This is a genomic window from Sphingobium sp. AntQ-1 (assembly GCF_028538045.1).
GTDB lineage: Bacteria > Pseudomonadota > Alphaproteobacteria > Sphingomonadales > Sphingomonadaceae > Sphingobium > Sphingobium cupriresistens.
Genome location: NZ_CP117158.1, coordinates 2066086 through 2081425, shown reverse-complemented (window position 1 = coordinate 2081425; position 15340 = coordinate 2066086). Strand labels below are relative to the sequence as shown.

Here is a 15340-nt window from a genome sequence, read left to right as displayed (position 1 = left end):
ATTGACCAGACCATGCAGACGGGCATGATCCGCCGCGCCTTTCCCCCCGATCAAGGAGCATCCCCCATGCGCCCCTTCCTCGCCGTCGCCCTGCTCCTGCCGTTGACCGCTGCGGTCCCGCCCCAACCCGCGCCCGAATCCGCCCTTGCGCCGCTGGCCTTCGAACAGGTCGCGCCCGCCGGCACGAAAATGCCGCGCTTCAAGGTCGACGCCGCCTGGCCGGCGATGCCCGACGACCTGCTGCTGGGGCAGGTGAGCGGCGTGGCGGTGGGGCCGGACGATTCGGTGTGGGTCGTGCATCGGCCTCATAGCCTGACCAACACCGATACTGGCCTGGCCCAAGACCCGCCGATCGCCGCCTGCTGCAAGCCAGCGCCGCCGGTGGTGCGCTTCGCCAAGGACGGCCGCTATATCGGCGGCTGGGGCGGGGCCGCGAGCGCCCCCACGGTCGATGGCGTCAACCAATGGCCCGCCAGCCTGCACGGCGTCTTCGTCGACAAGGCCGGCGCCGTCTGGTTCGGCGGCAATGGCAAGGGCGACCATGTCGTCCTGAATTACAGCGCCGACGGCCAGTATATCCGCCGCTTCGGCCAGCGCGACAAGACCGGCGGCAACGACGCGACCGACCTGCTGGGCAATCCGTCCGACGTCAATCACAGCGATGGCATGGTGCTGGTGTCCGATGGCTATGTGAACCGCCGGGTGATCGGCTTCGACGCGCAGAGCAACGCCTATAAGGGCCGCTGGGGCGCCTATGCCCGGCCGCCGATCGCGCCCACGCGGCAGGGAGCGTTCGACCAGAGCCATGCCGTCGATCCCAGCAAGCAAGCCAATCCCCAGGCGCAGACCTTCGCCGATATCGTCCATTGCGTGGTGCCGACACGCGATAGCCATGTCTATGTCTGCGACCGCAACAACAACCGCGCGCAATTGTTCAAGCGGGAGAAGGATGGCCGCCTGACCTTCATACGCGACCTGGCGATCGCGCCGGAGACGGGTGGCACCCATACGGTGACCGACATCGCCTTTTCGCCCGATCCCGACCAGACCTATCTCTATGTCGCGGACATGATGAACGGGCGCATCTGGATATTGCTGCGCAAGACGCATGAAGTGCTCGGCGCGATCGGCCGGGTCGGACGGCAGGCGGGGCAATTTACCTGGCTGCACAGCATTGATACCGACAGCGACGGCAATATCTATGCGACCGAGGTCAATACCGGCCGGCGCGTACAGAAGCTGGTGTTCACCGGCATCCAATGAGAGGGGGACGCCTCATGGCGACCGCATTATACGATCTGACCGTACCGATGTTCGTCCGTGGGCTGACCGCGTTGTCGGGACTGCTCGACAAGGGCGCCGCCTATGCCGCCGAACAGGGCGTCGATCCGGCGACGCTGACCGGCGCGCAACTGATCGCGGACATGAAGCCGCTGACCGCGCAGGTGCAGTTCGCCTGCGACACCGCCAAGGGCACGGTTACGCGACTGGGCGAACTGGAGCCGGTGGCGATGGCGGACACCGAACAGACATTCGCGGAATTGCAGGCGCGCATCGCCAGAACGATCGCTCTGCTGGAAGCAGTGCCGCGCGAGACGATCGACGGGCGGGAGGACGCCGCCGTGGTGCTCAAGGTGCCGGGTGGCGAGATTCCCTTCACTGGGCGCAGCCATGTGCTGACCTTTGCCCTGCCCAATTTCTATTTCCACCTGACGACGGCCTATGCGCTGCTGCGCCAGGCGGGCGTGCCGGTCGGCAAGATCGATTTTCTGGGCGGGATTTAACCCGCGATCAGCCGCACATAGGCGCTGGCGACCCAGCCGCTGGCGCAAGGGCCGGCATAGGGCTGCTTGCGTTCCACGGGAGACGCCACGCCGCAGTCGCCCGCTGGCGGCGCTTGGCCAACCGCCGGTGTGGGCAGGATGACGACGCCCAGCCATTTCTGGTCGAGGCTGCGGGTGCAGACGTAGGCCCGCTGGCCCTCCGCCAGTCGGCCCAGTTCCTTCGCGTCGCCGAAGGGCGCGGCATGGAGGCCCAGGCCGTTGGGGCCGGCGCGGCTGACCTGTCCCAGCGTGCCGCAGGCGTCGAGCCGCGGTCCGTCCTCGCCGATCGTCACCGGCCGCGCGACCGGCGCATCCATGCGGGTTTCGGGCACGTCCGCGCGCGGCGCGCCGGCGAGCGAGCTGTTGGGCAATTCCTCATAGACGTCGTTGCTTTTAGAGCAAGCGGTCAGCGGTGACAGCAAGGGCAGCAGGAGGAGAGGGATGATGCGCATGAAAGCCGTGATAGACCCCGCCGGACGCCAGCGGAAGCCGCCATGTTTCGCTTTAGTTTTGGGGCCGCTTTCCCTATATGCTCGGCATGAGCGAAGAACCCGTCAATACCCCCAACAGCAATGAATATGGCGCCGACAGCATCAAGGTGCTCAAAGGCCTGGACGCGGTGCGCAAGCGCCCCGGCATGTATATCGGCGACACCGACGATGGATCGGGCCTGCATCACATGGTGTTCGAGGTTTCGGACAATGCGATCGACGAAGCGCTGGCGGGGCATTGCGACCGCATCACCATCACGCTGAATCCCGACGGATCGGTGAGCGTCGAGGATAATGGGCGCGGCATCCCGACCGGCATCCACACCGAAGAAGGCGTGTCGGCGGCCGAGGTCATCATGACCCAGTTGCACGCGGGCGGGAAGTTCGAGAATACGTCCGACGATAACGCCTATAAGGTGTCGGGCGGTCTGCATGGCGTGGGTGTCTCGGTCGTCAACGCATTGTCGGAATGGCTCGACCTCAACATCTGGCGGGACGGCAAGGAACATTATATGCGCTTCGCCTATGGCGATGCGACCGCGCCGCTGGCGGTGATCGGCGATGCGCCCGCCAAAGAAGACGGGACGCTCAAGAAGGGCACGCGCGTCACCTTCCTGGCCAGTATGGAGAAGGCGCCGGGCGACGGCGCGACGTTCAAGAACCATACCGAATATGATTTCGAGAAACTGGAGCATCGCTATCGCGAACTGGCTTTCCTCAACAGCGGCGTGCGCCTGTTCCTGGTCGATGCGCGCCATGAGGAGGCGAAGGAGATCGAGCTATATTATGAGGGCGGCATCGCGGCTTTCGTGAAATATCTCGATCGCAACAAGTCGGCGATGATGCCGGAGCCGATCGCGATTTCGGGCACTCGCGACGACGTGACGATCGACGTCGCGCTGGAGTGGAACGACTCTTATTATGAAAACGTCCTCTGCTTCACCAACAACATCCCGCAGCGCGACGGCGGCACCCATCTGGCGGCCTTCCGCGCGGCGCTGACCCGCACGCTCAACAATTATGCGGAAAAGTCGGGCGCGCTGAAGAAGGAGAAGGTGTCGCTGACCGGCGAGGATATGCGCGAGGGCTTGACCGCCATCGTCTCGGTCAAGCTGCCCGATCCCAAATTCAGTTCGCAGACCAAGGACAAGCTGGTCAGTTCCGAAGTGCGCCAGCCGCTCGAAAGCCTTATGGCCGACAAGATGGCCGAATGGCTGGAGGAAAACCCCGCGCACGGCAAGATGATCGTGCAGAAGGTGATCGACGCCGCAGCGGCGCGCGAAGCGGCCAAGAAGGCGCGCGAACTGACCCGGCGCAAGGGCGTGCTGGATATTGCCAGCCTGCCCGGCAAGCTGGCCGATTGCCAGGAGCGTGATCCCGCCAAGTCCGAACTCTTCCTCGTCGAAGGCGATTCGGCCGGCGGTTCGGCCAAGCAGGGGCGCAACCGGCATAATCAGGCGATCCTGCCGCTGAAGGGCAAAATTTTGAACGTCGAGCGCGCGCGCTTCGACAAGATGCTGTCGTCCAAGGAAGTCGGCACGCTGATCCAGGCGATGGGCACGGGCATCCGGGACGATTTCAACCTGGAAAAGCTGCGCTACCACAAGATCGTCATCATGACCGACGCGGACGTCGACGGCGCGCATATCCGCACGCTGCTGCTGACCTTCTTCTATCGGCAGATGCCCCAGATCATCGATGGCGGGCATCTCTATATCGCCCAGCCGCCGCTGTATAAGGCGACGCGCGGCCGGTCGGAGGTTTACCTCAAGAACGAGGCCGCGCTGGAGCAATATCTGGTCGACAACGGCGTCGAATCGATGGCGCTGGAAACCGGCAAGGGTCCGCGCACCGGCGAGGATCTGCGCAGCCTGATCGAACATGCCCGCCGGATGCGCGCGGTGATGCGCTATGTGCCGCGCCGCTACAATCCCGCCATCATCGAGGCGCTGAGCCTGAATGGCGCGCTCGATCCTGAACTGGACACGCAAACGCAGGCGCAGCGGCTGGCTGCGACCGTCACCTGGATGGGGGCGCAGGATGTCGAAGGCCGCTGGACCGGCAGCGTCGCCGAAGAGGGCGGCTTCCATTTCCAGCGCGCCTGGCGCGGCGTCACAGACCATCATGTGATCGAGGGCGGCTTCGTCGGGTCGGCCGAGGCGCGCAAGCTGCACAGCATCGCCGCCGAGGATGCCGGCAGCTATCTGACCCCCAGCCGCCTGATCACGGTCAAGGCGCTGGCCGCCGAAGCCAATGACGACGATCTGCCCGCCGCCCCGACCAAGGGCGCGATGGTGACGCGGCCGAGCGAGTTGCTCGACGCGATCCTGACCGCCGGGCGCAAGGGGCTGGCGATCCAGCGGTACAAGGGGCTGGGCGAGATGAACGCGGAACAATTGTGGGAAACCACGCTGGACCCGGACAATCGCTCGATGTTGCGGGTCGAGGTGGAGCAGGCGGACGTCGCCGACGAAATCTTCACCCGCCTGATGGGCGATGTGGTTGAGCCGCGGCGCGAGTTCATTCAGGACAATGCGCTGAACGTCGCCAATCTGGATGTCTGATCGCAATGAACAGGTCCGGTGCGGCTGGTGCGGCACGGACCCGTTCTATAGCGCCTATCATGACGCGGAATGGGGCGTGCCGGAGCGCGATTCGCGGATGCTCTGGGAAATGCTGATGCTGGAGGGGTTCCAGGCGGGCCTGTCCTGGATCACGATATTGCGCAAGCGCGAGGGGTTTCGCGCCGCTTTTGCCGGGTTCGATCCCGACAAGGTCGCGGCCTTCACCGACACCGATATAGAGCGGCTGATGGGCGATCCGGGCATTGTCCGCGCGCGGGCGAAGATCGTCGCGACCATCGCGGGCGCCCGCATCTTTTGCGCGATGCGCGATTCGGGTGAGGATTTCGCCGCCTATGCCTGGTCTTTCGTCGACGGCGTGCCGTTGCAGGGCGACGGGGTGACCTTTCCGGCGCAAACGCCGCTGTCCGTCGCCCTCTCGAAGGATTTGAAGGCGCGCGGTTTCAAATTCGTCGGCCCGACCATCGCCTATGCCTGGATGCAGGCGACCGGCCTGGTCAACGATCATGCCGCCAATTGCTTTCGCCGCGACCCGCTGCGGCCATGAAGGCGGCGCACCTGCTTTTGCCCGTTGCGCTGCTCTATGGGTGCGGGGAGGGGGGAACGGGCGCGAATCAGACGCAGCCTGCGCCGACGAACGCGATCGCCACGCCCATCGACAAGGACGCCGCCGCCAACGCAGCGATAGCGACATCCCCGCCGTCCGCGACGCCGCCCAAGCCTTTGGTTTCACGTGAAACACCACCGCCTCGCCCGGCGGCGGCCGATTATCGCGCGATCGGCACCGAACCCTTCTGGGCGGTCACCATTCGGGGATCGACGGCTATATTGGAGCGGCCGGACCAGGCGCCGCTACGCTTTTCCGTACAGGTCGATGGGGATGACAAGGCAGTGCGCTATCAGGGCCACGGCTTCGCCATGATGCTGACGCAGGGGCCATGCAGCGACGGGATGAGCGATGCGATCTGGTCCGACCGGGTCCAGGTGGCGTTTGGCGAAGGGACGTTGAAGGGGTGCGGCGGTGCGCGGGATGAGGGTGACGACACGCCATAAGGGGCGTCGCCTTTAGTCGGCGCGCATCGCTTCGGCGACCAGCGCTTCGGCCTCCATCAACAGCGCATCTTCGGCTGCCGTCTGCGCCACATGCTCGCGGCCGATCAGGATCAGCACGGGCACGGCGAGCGGACTGACCCGCTCCAGCGTGACATGCAGCATGGTCGTCGCCGCCCGGTCGATCAGGTCGCCCAGCCGCCCGACATCGGTCATCCGCGCGCGCGCATCGGCCCAGGCGGCTTTCAGCAGCAGATGATCGGGCTGATATTTGCGCAGCACATCGTAGATCAGGTCGGTGGAGAAGGTGACCTGCCGCCCGGTCTTGCGCTTGCCGGGATGCTGGCGCTCGATCAGCCCGGAGATGACCGCTACATCGCGAAAGGCGCGCTTCAGGAGGCTCGACTGCTCGACCCAGTCGATAAATTCATGGTCGAGAATATCGGCGGAAAACAGGCTTTGCGGATCGGTGATGGGCTTTAGCCCATAGACCGCCAGCGCATAATCATTGGCGACGAAGCCCAAAGGCATCAGCCTTTGGCTCTCCATGCGGCGGGTGAGCAACATGCCGAGCGACTGATGCGCATTCCAGCCCTCGAAACTATAGCAGACGAGATAATGGCGCCCTTCATGCGGGAAGGTTTCGATCAGCAGCTGGCCGGGCTGGGGCAAGGCGGAGCGCAGTTTCTGCATTTCCAGCCATTCGCGCACATCGGGCGGAAAGCGGTGCCAAGCGTCGGGCTCGGCCAGGAAATGCCGCACCCGATCGGCGAGGCGGGTGGACATGGCCATGCGCGATCCGCCCCAGCTAGGGATGCGCGCCTGTTTGGACGTCGCCCGGACGGTGAGGTCGGACGTATCCATCCGCACCACCTCCAGCGCCATGCCGGAGAAGAAGAAGCTGTCGCCAGGGCGTAGCTGCGCGGCGAAGCCTTCCTCCACCGTGCCGAGCTTGCGACCGTTGGCGAAGCGGACGGCCAGCGCGGGTTGATCGACGATGATGCCGGCGTTCAGGCGATGTTGCTGGACGAAGCGGGGGTGGGAGACGCGCCAAGTGCCATCATCGTCCTGCGTCAGTCGCTTGAACCGGTCATAGGCGCGCAGGGCGTAGCCGCCACCCTCGATAAAATGCAGCACATGGTCGAACGCTTCGGCCGTCAGCGCGCTATAGGGTGTGGCGGATCGCACTTCCTCCAGCAATTCCTCCGCCCGGAATGGCCCGGCGCAGGCCAGGCCCATGACATGCTGGGCCAGCACGTCCAGGCTGCCGACGCGGAAATCGTCGGCGTCGCGCTCGCCCGCTTCGACCGCGTCCAGCGCGGCGCGCGCCTCCAGATATTCGAAGCGGTTGCCGGGGATCAGGATCGCCTCGCTCGACTGATCGAGCCGGTGATTGGCCCGGCCGATGCGCTGGAGCAAGCGCGAGCTGCCCTTGGGCGCGCCCATCTGGATTACGCAATCGACATTGCCCCAATCGACACCGAGGTCGAGCGACGCCGTCGCCACGAGCGCGCGCAGCTTGCCCGCGGCCATCGCCGATTCGACCTTGCGCCGCGCCTCGATCGACAGGCTGCCATGGTGGATGGCGATCGGCAGGTTGGCGTCGTTGGCGGACCAGAGTTCCTGGAAGATGAGTTCGGCTAGGCCGCGCGTGTTGCAAAAGACCAGGGTGGTTTGCCGCGCCTCGATCTCCGCCATGACCTGCTTCGCGGCATATTTGCCCGAATGGCCCGACCAGGGGACGCGGCCTTCGGGGATGAGGATAGCGACGTTCGGCTCCGCGCCTGCCTCCCCCATCACCGGCGTCACTCTGTCGATATCGCCATCGGGCGCGAGCCAGGCGCGATAGGCGTCGACATCGGCCACCGTGGCGGACAGGGCGACACGGCGCAGCGCCGGATTGATCGCCTGCAACCGCGCCATCGACAGGTTGAGCAGTTCGCCGCGCTTTTGCGTGGCGAAGGCGTGGACCTCATCGACGATCACGGTCCGCAGGTCCGAGAACAGCAAGGCGGCGTCGGGATAGCTGAGCAGCAGCGACAGCGATTCGGGGGTAGTTAGTAGTATTTGCGGCGGGCGCACCCGCTGGCGCGCCTTGCGATCGGACGGGGTGTCGCCGGTGCGCGTTTCGACGCTGATGGGCAGACCCATTTCCTCGATCGGCGTCAGCAGGTTGCGGCGAACATCCACCGCCAGCGCCTTCAAGGGCGAAACATAGAGGGTGTGCAGCCGGTCGGTCGGATGGGCGATCAGGTCGGCCAGGCTGGGCAGGAAACCCGCCAGCGTCTTGCCCGCCCCGGTCGGTGCGACCAGCAGCGCGTGATCGCCCCGCGCCGCCGCCGCCAGCATATCCATCTGGTGCCGCCGCGGTCGCCAGTCGCGCGACGCGAACCAGTCTTCGATGATGGCGGGAAGGGCGGGCGGCATCCTGGAGATGTAGGGGGCGATGACGCCGCTGTCACCGTCTGCGCTTTGCCATGGCGTGCGGCCATGATAGGTTAGGCATCTTCCCTCAGGACCGCGCAACGCTCCGCCGAATGAGGCGTTTAGGGTGTCGCGCGGCACAGCGCATGGAGAGAGTGGCCATGACCGAGAAAATCAGCACACAGCCGATGCCGGACGTCTTTTTCGACATCTGGTTCATGCCAGCCGCCTTCTGGACCCAATGGTGGGGCTTTTATGCCGAGACATTGCAGGTCGGCCGTTTTGGTACGCCGCATAGCCTGGTCAAGCCGGATCAGGCGCCGGTCGATCTGGAGGTTGAGGAAGGGCTGGTCGCCTGACCTTCGCGAACGGGCCTTCGGAATAATCATATAGCAGCGAGAAATAATCTTACGCGCCCTCTGGCCCTCCATCGCTGCCCTGCGTTACACTCCTGCCCATGACAGCGACGCACCAGACGCCGCCGCAGCAGGAGAAACGATATGACCGGCGAAACGCCCCCTAAACTGTCCGAAGCCGAGCTGACCGGGGTGGCAGCCCCAGGCAACCGCCGCCGCCCCAAGGCGCCGATCATGGAGATTGATGGCCGCAAGCTGAAGCCGGCCACGCTGATGATGGGCCATGGCTATGACCCGACGCTGTCGGAGGGGTCGCTCAAGCCGCCCATCTTCCTCACCTCCACCTTCGCCTTCGAAAGCGCGGCCGCGGGCAAGCGCCATTTCGAAGGCGTGACCGGCATCCGCCCCGGCGGATCGGAGGGGCTGGTCTATTCCCGTTTCAACGGCCCCAATCAGGAGATTTGCGAGGATCGGCTGTCGGTATGGGAGGAGGCGGAGGATGCCCTGCTCTTTTCCAGCGGCATGTCGGCGATCGCCACCACATTGCTGGCGCTGGTGCAGCCGGGTGACGTCATCGTCCATTCAGCCCCGCTCTATGCCGCGACCGAATCGCTGATTGGGCGCATATTGGGCAAATTCGGGGTGCGATGGCTCGATTTCCCGGCCGGCGCGACGCCGGAAGAGATTGGCGCGGTGATCGAAAAGGCCAAGGGTCTGGGCCGGGTCGCCCTGCTCTATCTGGAAAGCCCGGCCAATCCGACCAATGTGCTGGTCGATGTGGAGGCGGTGGTCGCGCAGCGCGACTCGCTGTTCGCAGGGGAAGCGCATGTCCCGCCGATCGCCATCGACAATACGTTCCTGGGTCCGTTGTGGCTCAAGCCGCTCGCCCATGGCGCGGACCTCGTCATCTACAGCCTGACCAAATATGCCGGCGGCCATAGCGATCTGGTCGCGGGCGGCGTGCTGGGGTCCAATGCGCTGATCACGACCATCCGGTTGATGCGCAACACGATCGGCACGATCCTCGACCCCCATAGCGCCTGGATGCTGCTGCGGTCGCTGGAGACGCTGGAATTGCGGATGAGCCGGGCGGGCGAGAATGCGGAGAAGGTCTGCGCCTGGCTGAAGGACCAGCCGCAAGTGGAGAAGGTGGTCTATCTGGGCTTCCCCGAAACCGAGCGGCAGGCCGATATCTATCGCCGCCATTGCACGGGCGCGGGATCGACCTTTTCGCTCTATCTGAAGGGCGGCGAGGCGGAGGCGTTCGCGTTCCTTGACGCGCTCAAGATCGCCAAGCTGGCGGTCAGCCTGGGCGGGACCGAGACGCTGGCCAGCCATCCCGCCGCGATGACGCACCTGTCTGTGCCAGCCGAGCGCAAGAAGGCGCTGGGCATTGGCGACAATATGGTGCGCATCTCGATCGGCTGCGAAGATGCCGACGATCTGATCGCCGATTTCGCCCAGGCATTGCGGCAGATCGGATGAGCCATGACCCGTCCGTTGCTATTGGTGGGCCAGCCGTTGCTGGCGCCACTATTGCCGCTGTTGCGTGCGGATCATGACGTTATCGTCCTTTGGGAAGCGCACACGCCGGGCGACTTGGCCAAAGTGGACGCGCTGGTTTGGGCGGGCGAATTCCCACTAGGCCGTAATCTGATCGATGCGATGCCGCGGCTGCGCCTGATCGCCTGCTTCACCGTGGGCTATGACGGCGTCGACGTGGCGCTGGCGCGGGAACGCGGCATCGCGGTGGCCCATGCCGGGAACGCCAATGCCGACGACGTCGCCGATCACGCCATCGGCCTGATACTGGCCCATCGCCGCTGGATCGTGGCGGGCGACCGCCAATTGCGAGCCGGTCAATGGACGATCGAGAGCAAGACGCGGACCCGGTCCATGGGCGGCGCGCGGTTGGGCATCGTCGGCATGGGGGCGATCGGCGTAGCCGTGGCGGAACGAGCACGCGCTATGAAAATGCGCATCGGTTGGTGGGGTCCACGGGCCAAGCCCAATCTGTCCTGCCCGCGTGCCGATAGTCTGGAGGCGCTGGCGCGGGGCAGCGACATTCTCGTCATCGCGGCCCGTGCCGATGCGCATAATCGTGGCATGATCGACGCGCGCATTCTCGACGCGCTGGGGCCGGACGGATTGCTGGTCAATGTCGCGCGCGGACAATTGGTGGACGAGGTTGCGCTGGTCGCCGCGCTGCGCGACGGGCGACTGGGCGGCGCGGCGCTCGATGTGTTCGACCCCGAACCCACCGATCCGTCACGCTGGGCCGATATAGCCAATGTGGTGCTGACCCCGCACGTGGGCGGCGCGACGCATGAGGCGGTCGGCCGCATGGCGCAGGTGCTGATGGCCAATCTCGCCGCGCATTTCGCTGGCGAAGAATTGCCGTCCCCGGTGCCGGCGGACGGATGACGCGAATCGATCAGAGCGGTAAGAAAGCGCCCAGATGACGACCATCGGACAATGAGGATAATGCGAAGGAAGACGACCCGCAGGCCGTCAACGCATCAGAATTTGAATATGGTGCCCAGATAGACCGCCTGACTATCCTGACGCTCATCGGTCATCGGGGTCAGGCGACCAGCCACGCTATTATTATAGCGCACGCCCGCGGTGACGTTCAGATTGCGCGTCAGCGAATAGGAGCCGGCCAGATCCAGCGAATAATCCTTGTCCGCCGACGGATTGCGAACGGTCGTCGCAACACCAGCTTCGCGGCGATTCTCCAACATCATCTTGGTGCTGAACCGATCCTTCTTGCCGTCATCCAGCGAGAAATTCTTCGCATCGACCATCGTTTCGACCGGCACCGGGTCGAGCGCCTTGCGACCGACCGCGTCGGGCAGGGCAAACTTGCGCCAGTTATGCGCGCTGTTCAGGCTGAAAGCGACGGGCTTGATATCGATCGCATCGACGGTGCGGTTCACCGCGACCCGGTCTTCACCCGCCGCGCGCACCATCACAGTTACCGACCGCTGGCCGCTTAGGGAACCGCTGGTCGGCGTGAAACGAAAGCCTTGCCGTCCAGCAGAGGCCACCATCTTCGCATAGGCCGCAGCCAAGCGCGGGTCTTTGATCGTGGGGGTGAAGGACGAAATGCTGCCCAGCGAACCGAGCGATACAGGCGCTTCGCCGCGCTGACGCATGAAATCGGTCGCCGCGCCGAACGCAGGAGACAGCATGAAGCCAGCGACGGCCAGCGCCGCGCCTGTTCCTGCCAAATATCCCCTATTCACACGCATGACCCGATTCTTTTCCCCGCTCATATATCTTGCGTAACGCTCTACACCGGCAAAGCCTCCACTGGCTAGGGGCAGAACGCCTTTTTGTCCGAGCTGTTGCATGGAACACACAGGCGGGAAGCCGTCGAACGGGAGCGTTACCAGCACCCGTCGCGGCGCGACCCGTCGCGCGCGGCTTCGCGCCCCCTTGCCCCACAACGCACGGTCACTATAGAAGCGGTCAGTTTCTCGTCTTTTTCATGCTAGGACAAGCCTGATGGTCCGCCGCCTTCCCGCCTCTGCAACCGCCGGCCTGCTGCTGGCCGCGCTCCTTCCGCTGGCTGCCTGTGGCGGCGGCGCAAAGGACCGGCCCAAGACCGATCTTGCCGCATCTAGGGTCACGACGATCGGCGTCAACGCCTATCTGTGGCGCGCATCGCTCGACACTTTGTCCTTCATGCCGATGGTCCAGACCGATTCGAACGGCGGCGTGATCGTCACCGACTGGTATGCCAATCCGGGCAGCCCCAATGAACGGATGAAGCTGACGGTGTCGATTCTGGACCAGGATCTGCGCGCCGACGCGCTCCGCGTCGCGGCCAGCCGTCAGGTCAACCAGGGCGGCCAGTGGGTCGACGCCCCGGTCGCCGCGGCCACCGTCCAGAAGCTGGAGGAAGTGATCCTGACCAAGGCGCGCGACCTGCGCCGCACGGCGATCGGCTGACACCGCGCTTTGGGCGGCGTTGGCGCGACGCCCCATTTTTCTGACCTATCGGGGCTGGGCTTGGAAAGGCCCAGCCCGATCGCATTTGTAAGGACATGACATGCAGAGGCGCTTCAACCCGCTTGAGGCCGACGCCCGCTGGCAGGCGACCTGGGACGAACGGCAGAGTTTCAAGGCCGACGACGCATCGTCCAAGCCGCGCAGCTATGTGCTGGAGATGTTCCCCTATCCGTCGGGGCGCATCCATATTGGGCATGTCCGCAATTATTCGATGGGCGACGTGCTGGCGCGATTCCGCCGGATGACGGGGCATGAAGTGCTGCATCCGATGGGCTGGGACGCGTTCGGGATGCCGGCCGAAAATGCGGCGATGGAAAAGAAGGTCCATCCGGGCGAATGGACGCGGTCCAACATCGCCAATATGCGCGCGCAGCTCAAAAAGCTGGGCTTTGCGATCGACTGGAGCCGCGAACTCGCCACCTGCGAGCCGGACTATTATGGCCATGAACAAGCGCTGTTCCTGGACATGCTGGAAGCGGGCCTGGTCTATCGCAAGGAATCGGCGGTCAATTGGGACCCGGTCGATATGACGGTGCTGGCCAACGAGCAGGTGATCGACGGACGCGGCTGGCGGTCGGGCGCGCTGGTCGAGAAGCGCAAGCTGTCCCAGTGGTTCCTCAAAATCACCCAGTTCGCCGACGATCTGGTTGCGGGCCTGGCCACGCTGGACCAGTGGCCGGACAAGGTGAAGCTGATGCAGGAAAACTGGATCGGCAAGTCGGTCGGCCTGCAATTTCACTTCGAGCCGGTCGCGCCGTTCGACAGCCGGATCGACGTCTATTCGACCCGGCCCGACACGATTTTCGGGGCGAGCTTCGTCGCGATCGCGGCAGACCATCCGATCGCGCAGGCGGTCGCCGCGACCAACCCGCAAGCGGTCGCGTTCATCGAACAATGCAAGGCAGGCGGCACCACCGCGGCCGAACTGGAAACGGCGGAGAAGCTTGGCTTCGACACCGGCCTCACCGTCGCGCATCCGTTCGATCCCGACTGGCAATTGCCCGTGTTCATCGCCAATTTCGTGTTGATGGACTATGGCACCGGCGCGGTCATGGGCGTGCCCGCGCATGACCAGCGCGATCTGGACTTTGCGCGCAAATATATGCTGCCGGTCGAACGTGTTGTTGCGCCAGAAGGCGAAGCCGACACGCCGATCCATGACGAGGCCTATACCGGCCCCGGCAAGTTGGTGAACTCGCGTTTCCTGGACGGGATGAGCGTGGACGAGGCGAAGGCCGCCGTCATCGCGCGGGCCGAATCGGAAGGCTGGGGCGCGGGCAAGACCGTGTTCCGGCTGCGCGACTGGGGCGTGTCGCGCCAGCGTTACTGGGGCACGCCGATCCCGGTCATCCATTGCGCGACGTGCGGCCCGGTGGGCGTGCCCAAGGAACAGTTGCCGGTCATCCTGCCCGAAGACATCACGTTCGACGTGCCGGGCAATCCGCTGGACCGCCATCCGACCTGGAAGCATGTCGATTGTCCAAGCTGCGGCCAGCCGGCGGTGCGCGAAACCGATACGCTCGATACCTTCGCCGATTCGAGCTGGTATTTCATCCGCTTCGCCAGCCAGCCGTCGGACAAGCCGTTCGATCGGAAGACAGTCGAAAAATGGCTGCCGGTCGGGCAGTATATCGGCGGCGTGGAACATGCGATCCTGCATCTCCTCTATGCCCGATTCTGGACCCGCGCCCTCCAGCATATGGGGCAGTTGGGCTTTGCCGAGCCGTTCACCGGCCTGTTCACGCAGGGGATGGTGACGCATGAGACGTATAGCCGCGAACAGGGCGAGGGCCTGCCCCCTGTCTATTTCGCGCCGGGCGAGATCGACCGGACGTCCGAGGGGGCGACGCTGATCGCCGACGCTGCGCCGGTCGAAGTCGGCCGCGTGATCAAAATGTCCAAGTCCAAGAAGAATGTCGTCGATCCCGACGACATCATCGCCCAATATGGCGCGGACGCGGTGCGCTGGTTCATGTTGTCGGACAGCCCGCCCGAACGCGACCTGCCCTGGACCGAGGCCGGGATCGAAGGCAGTTGGCGCTTCGTCAACCGCGTCTGGCGGCTGTTTGGCGACTGCGATGCAAGCGCCGAGGGCCAGGACAAAGCGCTGGACCGCAAGCTGCACCAGACCGTCGATGGCGTCGCGCGGGATATCGAGGCGCTGGGCTTCAACAAGGCCGTCGCCAAAATCTACGAACTCACCAACGCGATCGAGAAGGCCAAGCCGTCCGCGTCGCGCACCGCCGCGATCCGCGGACTCGCCCTGCTGGTCGCACCGATGACCCCGCATCTGGCCGAAGAAGGCTGGGCGGAGATGGGTGGAGAAGGCCTGATCGCCGACGCCGCCTGGCCGCCGGTCGATCCCGCGCTGCTGGTGGACGATGAAGTCACCATCGCCTGCCAGGTGATGGGCAAGCTGCGCGACACCATCACCGTGCCCAAGGGGACGGCGAAGAACGAACTGGAACGGCTGGCGCTGGCCGCTCCGAACGTCGTGCGCATCCTCGACGGCGCGACGCCCAAGAAGATCATCGTCGTGCCCGACCGGCTGGTGAACCTGGTGATTTGACAAAACGCCGTTTGGCCTGAGCCTGTCG

The 15340-nt window shown here is 64.9% G+C and carries 13 protein-coding genes; 10 read left to right on the top strand and 3 right to left on the bottom strand.

Annotated features, from left to right (window positions below):
• Window positions 1-66: 66 nt before the first annotated feature.
• Together sphantq_RS10425 and sphantq_RS10420 are read left to right on the top strand one after the other, a co-directional pair.
• Window positions 67-1263, top strand: a complete 1197-nt coding sequence (locus sphantq_RS10425) for a hypothetical protein (protein ID WP_336314452.1) — start codon at window positions 67-69, stop codon at window positions 1261-1263.
• 14 nt (window positions 1264-1277) lie between these two features.
• Complete coding sequence (locus sphantq_RS10420; protein ID WP_066607328.1) at window positions 1278-1784, top strand: DUF1993 domain-containing protein; 507 nt, start codon at window positions 1278-1280, stop codon at window positions 1782-1784.
• Here sphantq_RS10420 and sphantq_RS10415 read toward each other — a convergent pair.
• Window positions 1781-2275, bottom strand: a complete 495-nt coding sequence (locus sphantq_RS10415) for a hypothetical protein (protein WP_129925461.1) — start codon at window positions 2273-2275, stop codon at window positions 1781-1783. The two genes, sphantq_RS10420 and sphantq_RS10415, sit on opposite strands and share 4 nt — an antisense overlap.
• 86 nt (window positions 2276-2361) lie before the next feature.
• On the opposite strand from sphantq_RS10415, the gene gyrB reads away from it, so the two are divergent.
• Genes gyrB through sphantq_RS10400 form a run of 3 tightly spaced genes read left to right on the top strand, consistent with a single transcriptional unit; the run spans window position 2362 to window position 5949 of the window.
• Window positions 2362-4878 (top strand): DNA topoisomerase (ATP-hydrolyzing) subunit B, encoded by a 2517-nt coding sequence (gyrB, locus tag sphantq_RS10410; protein WP_272798459.1) that lies wholly within the window; start codon window positions 2362-2364, stop codon window positions 4876-4878.
• Window positions 4871-5443 carry a DNA-3-methyladenine glycosylase I gene (locus tag sphantq_RS10405; protein ID WP_272798458.1) on the top strand — a complete coding sequence of 191 codons (573 nt, stop codon included), beginning with the start codon at window positions 4871-4873 and terminating at the stop codon, window positions 5441-5443. Before gyrB ends, sphantq_RS10405 begins: the two co-directional genes overlap by 8 nt.
• The gene (locus sphantq_RS10400; protein ID WP_272798457.1) at window positions 5440-5949 is read left to right on the top strand and encodes a membrane-like protein; all 510 of its coding nucleotides are present in this window, start codon (window positions 5440-5442) and stop codon (window positions 5947-5949) included. The genes sphantq_RS10405 and sphantq_RS10400 overlap by 4 nt, the downstream gene beginning before the upstream one ends.
• Before the next feature lie 12 nt (window positions 5950-5961).
• Here sphantq_RS10400 and sphantq_RS10395 read toward each other — a convergent pair whose 3' ends face one another.
• A complete protein-coding gene (locus tag sphantq_RS10395; RefSeq protein WP_272798456.1) occupies window positions 5962-8373 on the bottom strand; it encodes a ligase-associated DNA damage response DEXH box helicase in 2412 nt (803 codons plus the stop codon).
• A gap of 158 nt (window positions 8374-8531) precedes the next feature.
• On the opposite strand from sphantq_RS10395, the gene sphantq_RS10390 reads away from it, so the two are divergent.
• The 3 genes from sphantq_RS10390 (at window position 8532) to sphantq_RS10380 (ending at window position 11150) form a co-directional block, all read left to right on the top strand.
• The gene (locus sphantq_RS10390; protein WP_066607309.1) at window positions 8532-8729 is read left to right on the top strand and encodes a hypothetical protein; all 198 of its coding nucleotides are present in this window, start codon (window positions 8532-8534) and stop codon (window positions 8727-8729) included.
• 141 nt (window positions 8730-8870) lie between these two features.
• Entirely contained in the window at window positions 8871-10211 is a 1341-nt protein-coding gene (locus tag sphantq_RS10385) for a cystathionine gamma-synthase family protein (protein WP_272798455.1), read from the top strand.
• Between the two features lie 3 nt (window positions 10212-10214).
• A complete protein-coding gene (locus tag sphantq_RS10380) occupies window positions 10215-11150 on the top strand; it encodes a 2-hydroxyacid dehydrogenase (RefSeq protein ID WP_066607303.1) in 936 nt (311 codons plus the stop codon).
• 95 nt (window positions 11151-11245) lie between these two features.
• On the opposite strand, the gene sphantq_RS10375 is transcribed toward sphantq_RS10380, so the two are convergent.
• On the bottom strand, window positions 11246-11980 hold the full coding sequence (locus sphantq_RS10375) for a hypothetical protein (protein WP_272798454.1): 735 nt from the start codon (window positions 11978-11980) through the stop codon (window positions 11246-11248).
• A gap of 256 nt (window positions 11981-12236) precedes the next feature.
• On the opposite strand from sphantq_RS10375, the gene sphantq_RS10370 reads away from it, so the two are divergent.
• Both sphantq_RS10370 and leuS read left to right on the top strand, forming a co-directional pair.
• The gene (locus tag sphantq_RS10370; protein WP_066607301.1) at window positions 12237-12683 is read left to right on the top strand and encodes a DUF3576 domain-containing protein; all 447 of its coding nucleotides are present in this window, start codon (window positions 12237-12239) and stop codon (window positions 12681-12683) included.
• A gap of 100 nt (window positions 12684-12783) precedes the next feature.
• On the top strand, window positions 12784-15312 hold the full coding sequence (gene leuS / locus sphantq_RS10365) for a leucine--tRNA ligase (RefSeq protein ID WP_272798453.1): 2529 nt from the start codon (window positions 12784-12786) through the stop codon (window positions 15310-15312).
• The last annotated feature ends 28 nt before the right edge of the window (window positions 15313-15340 follow it).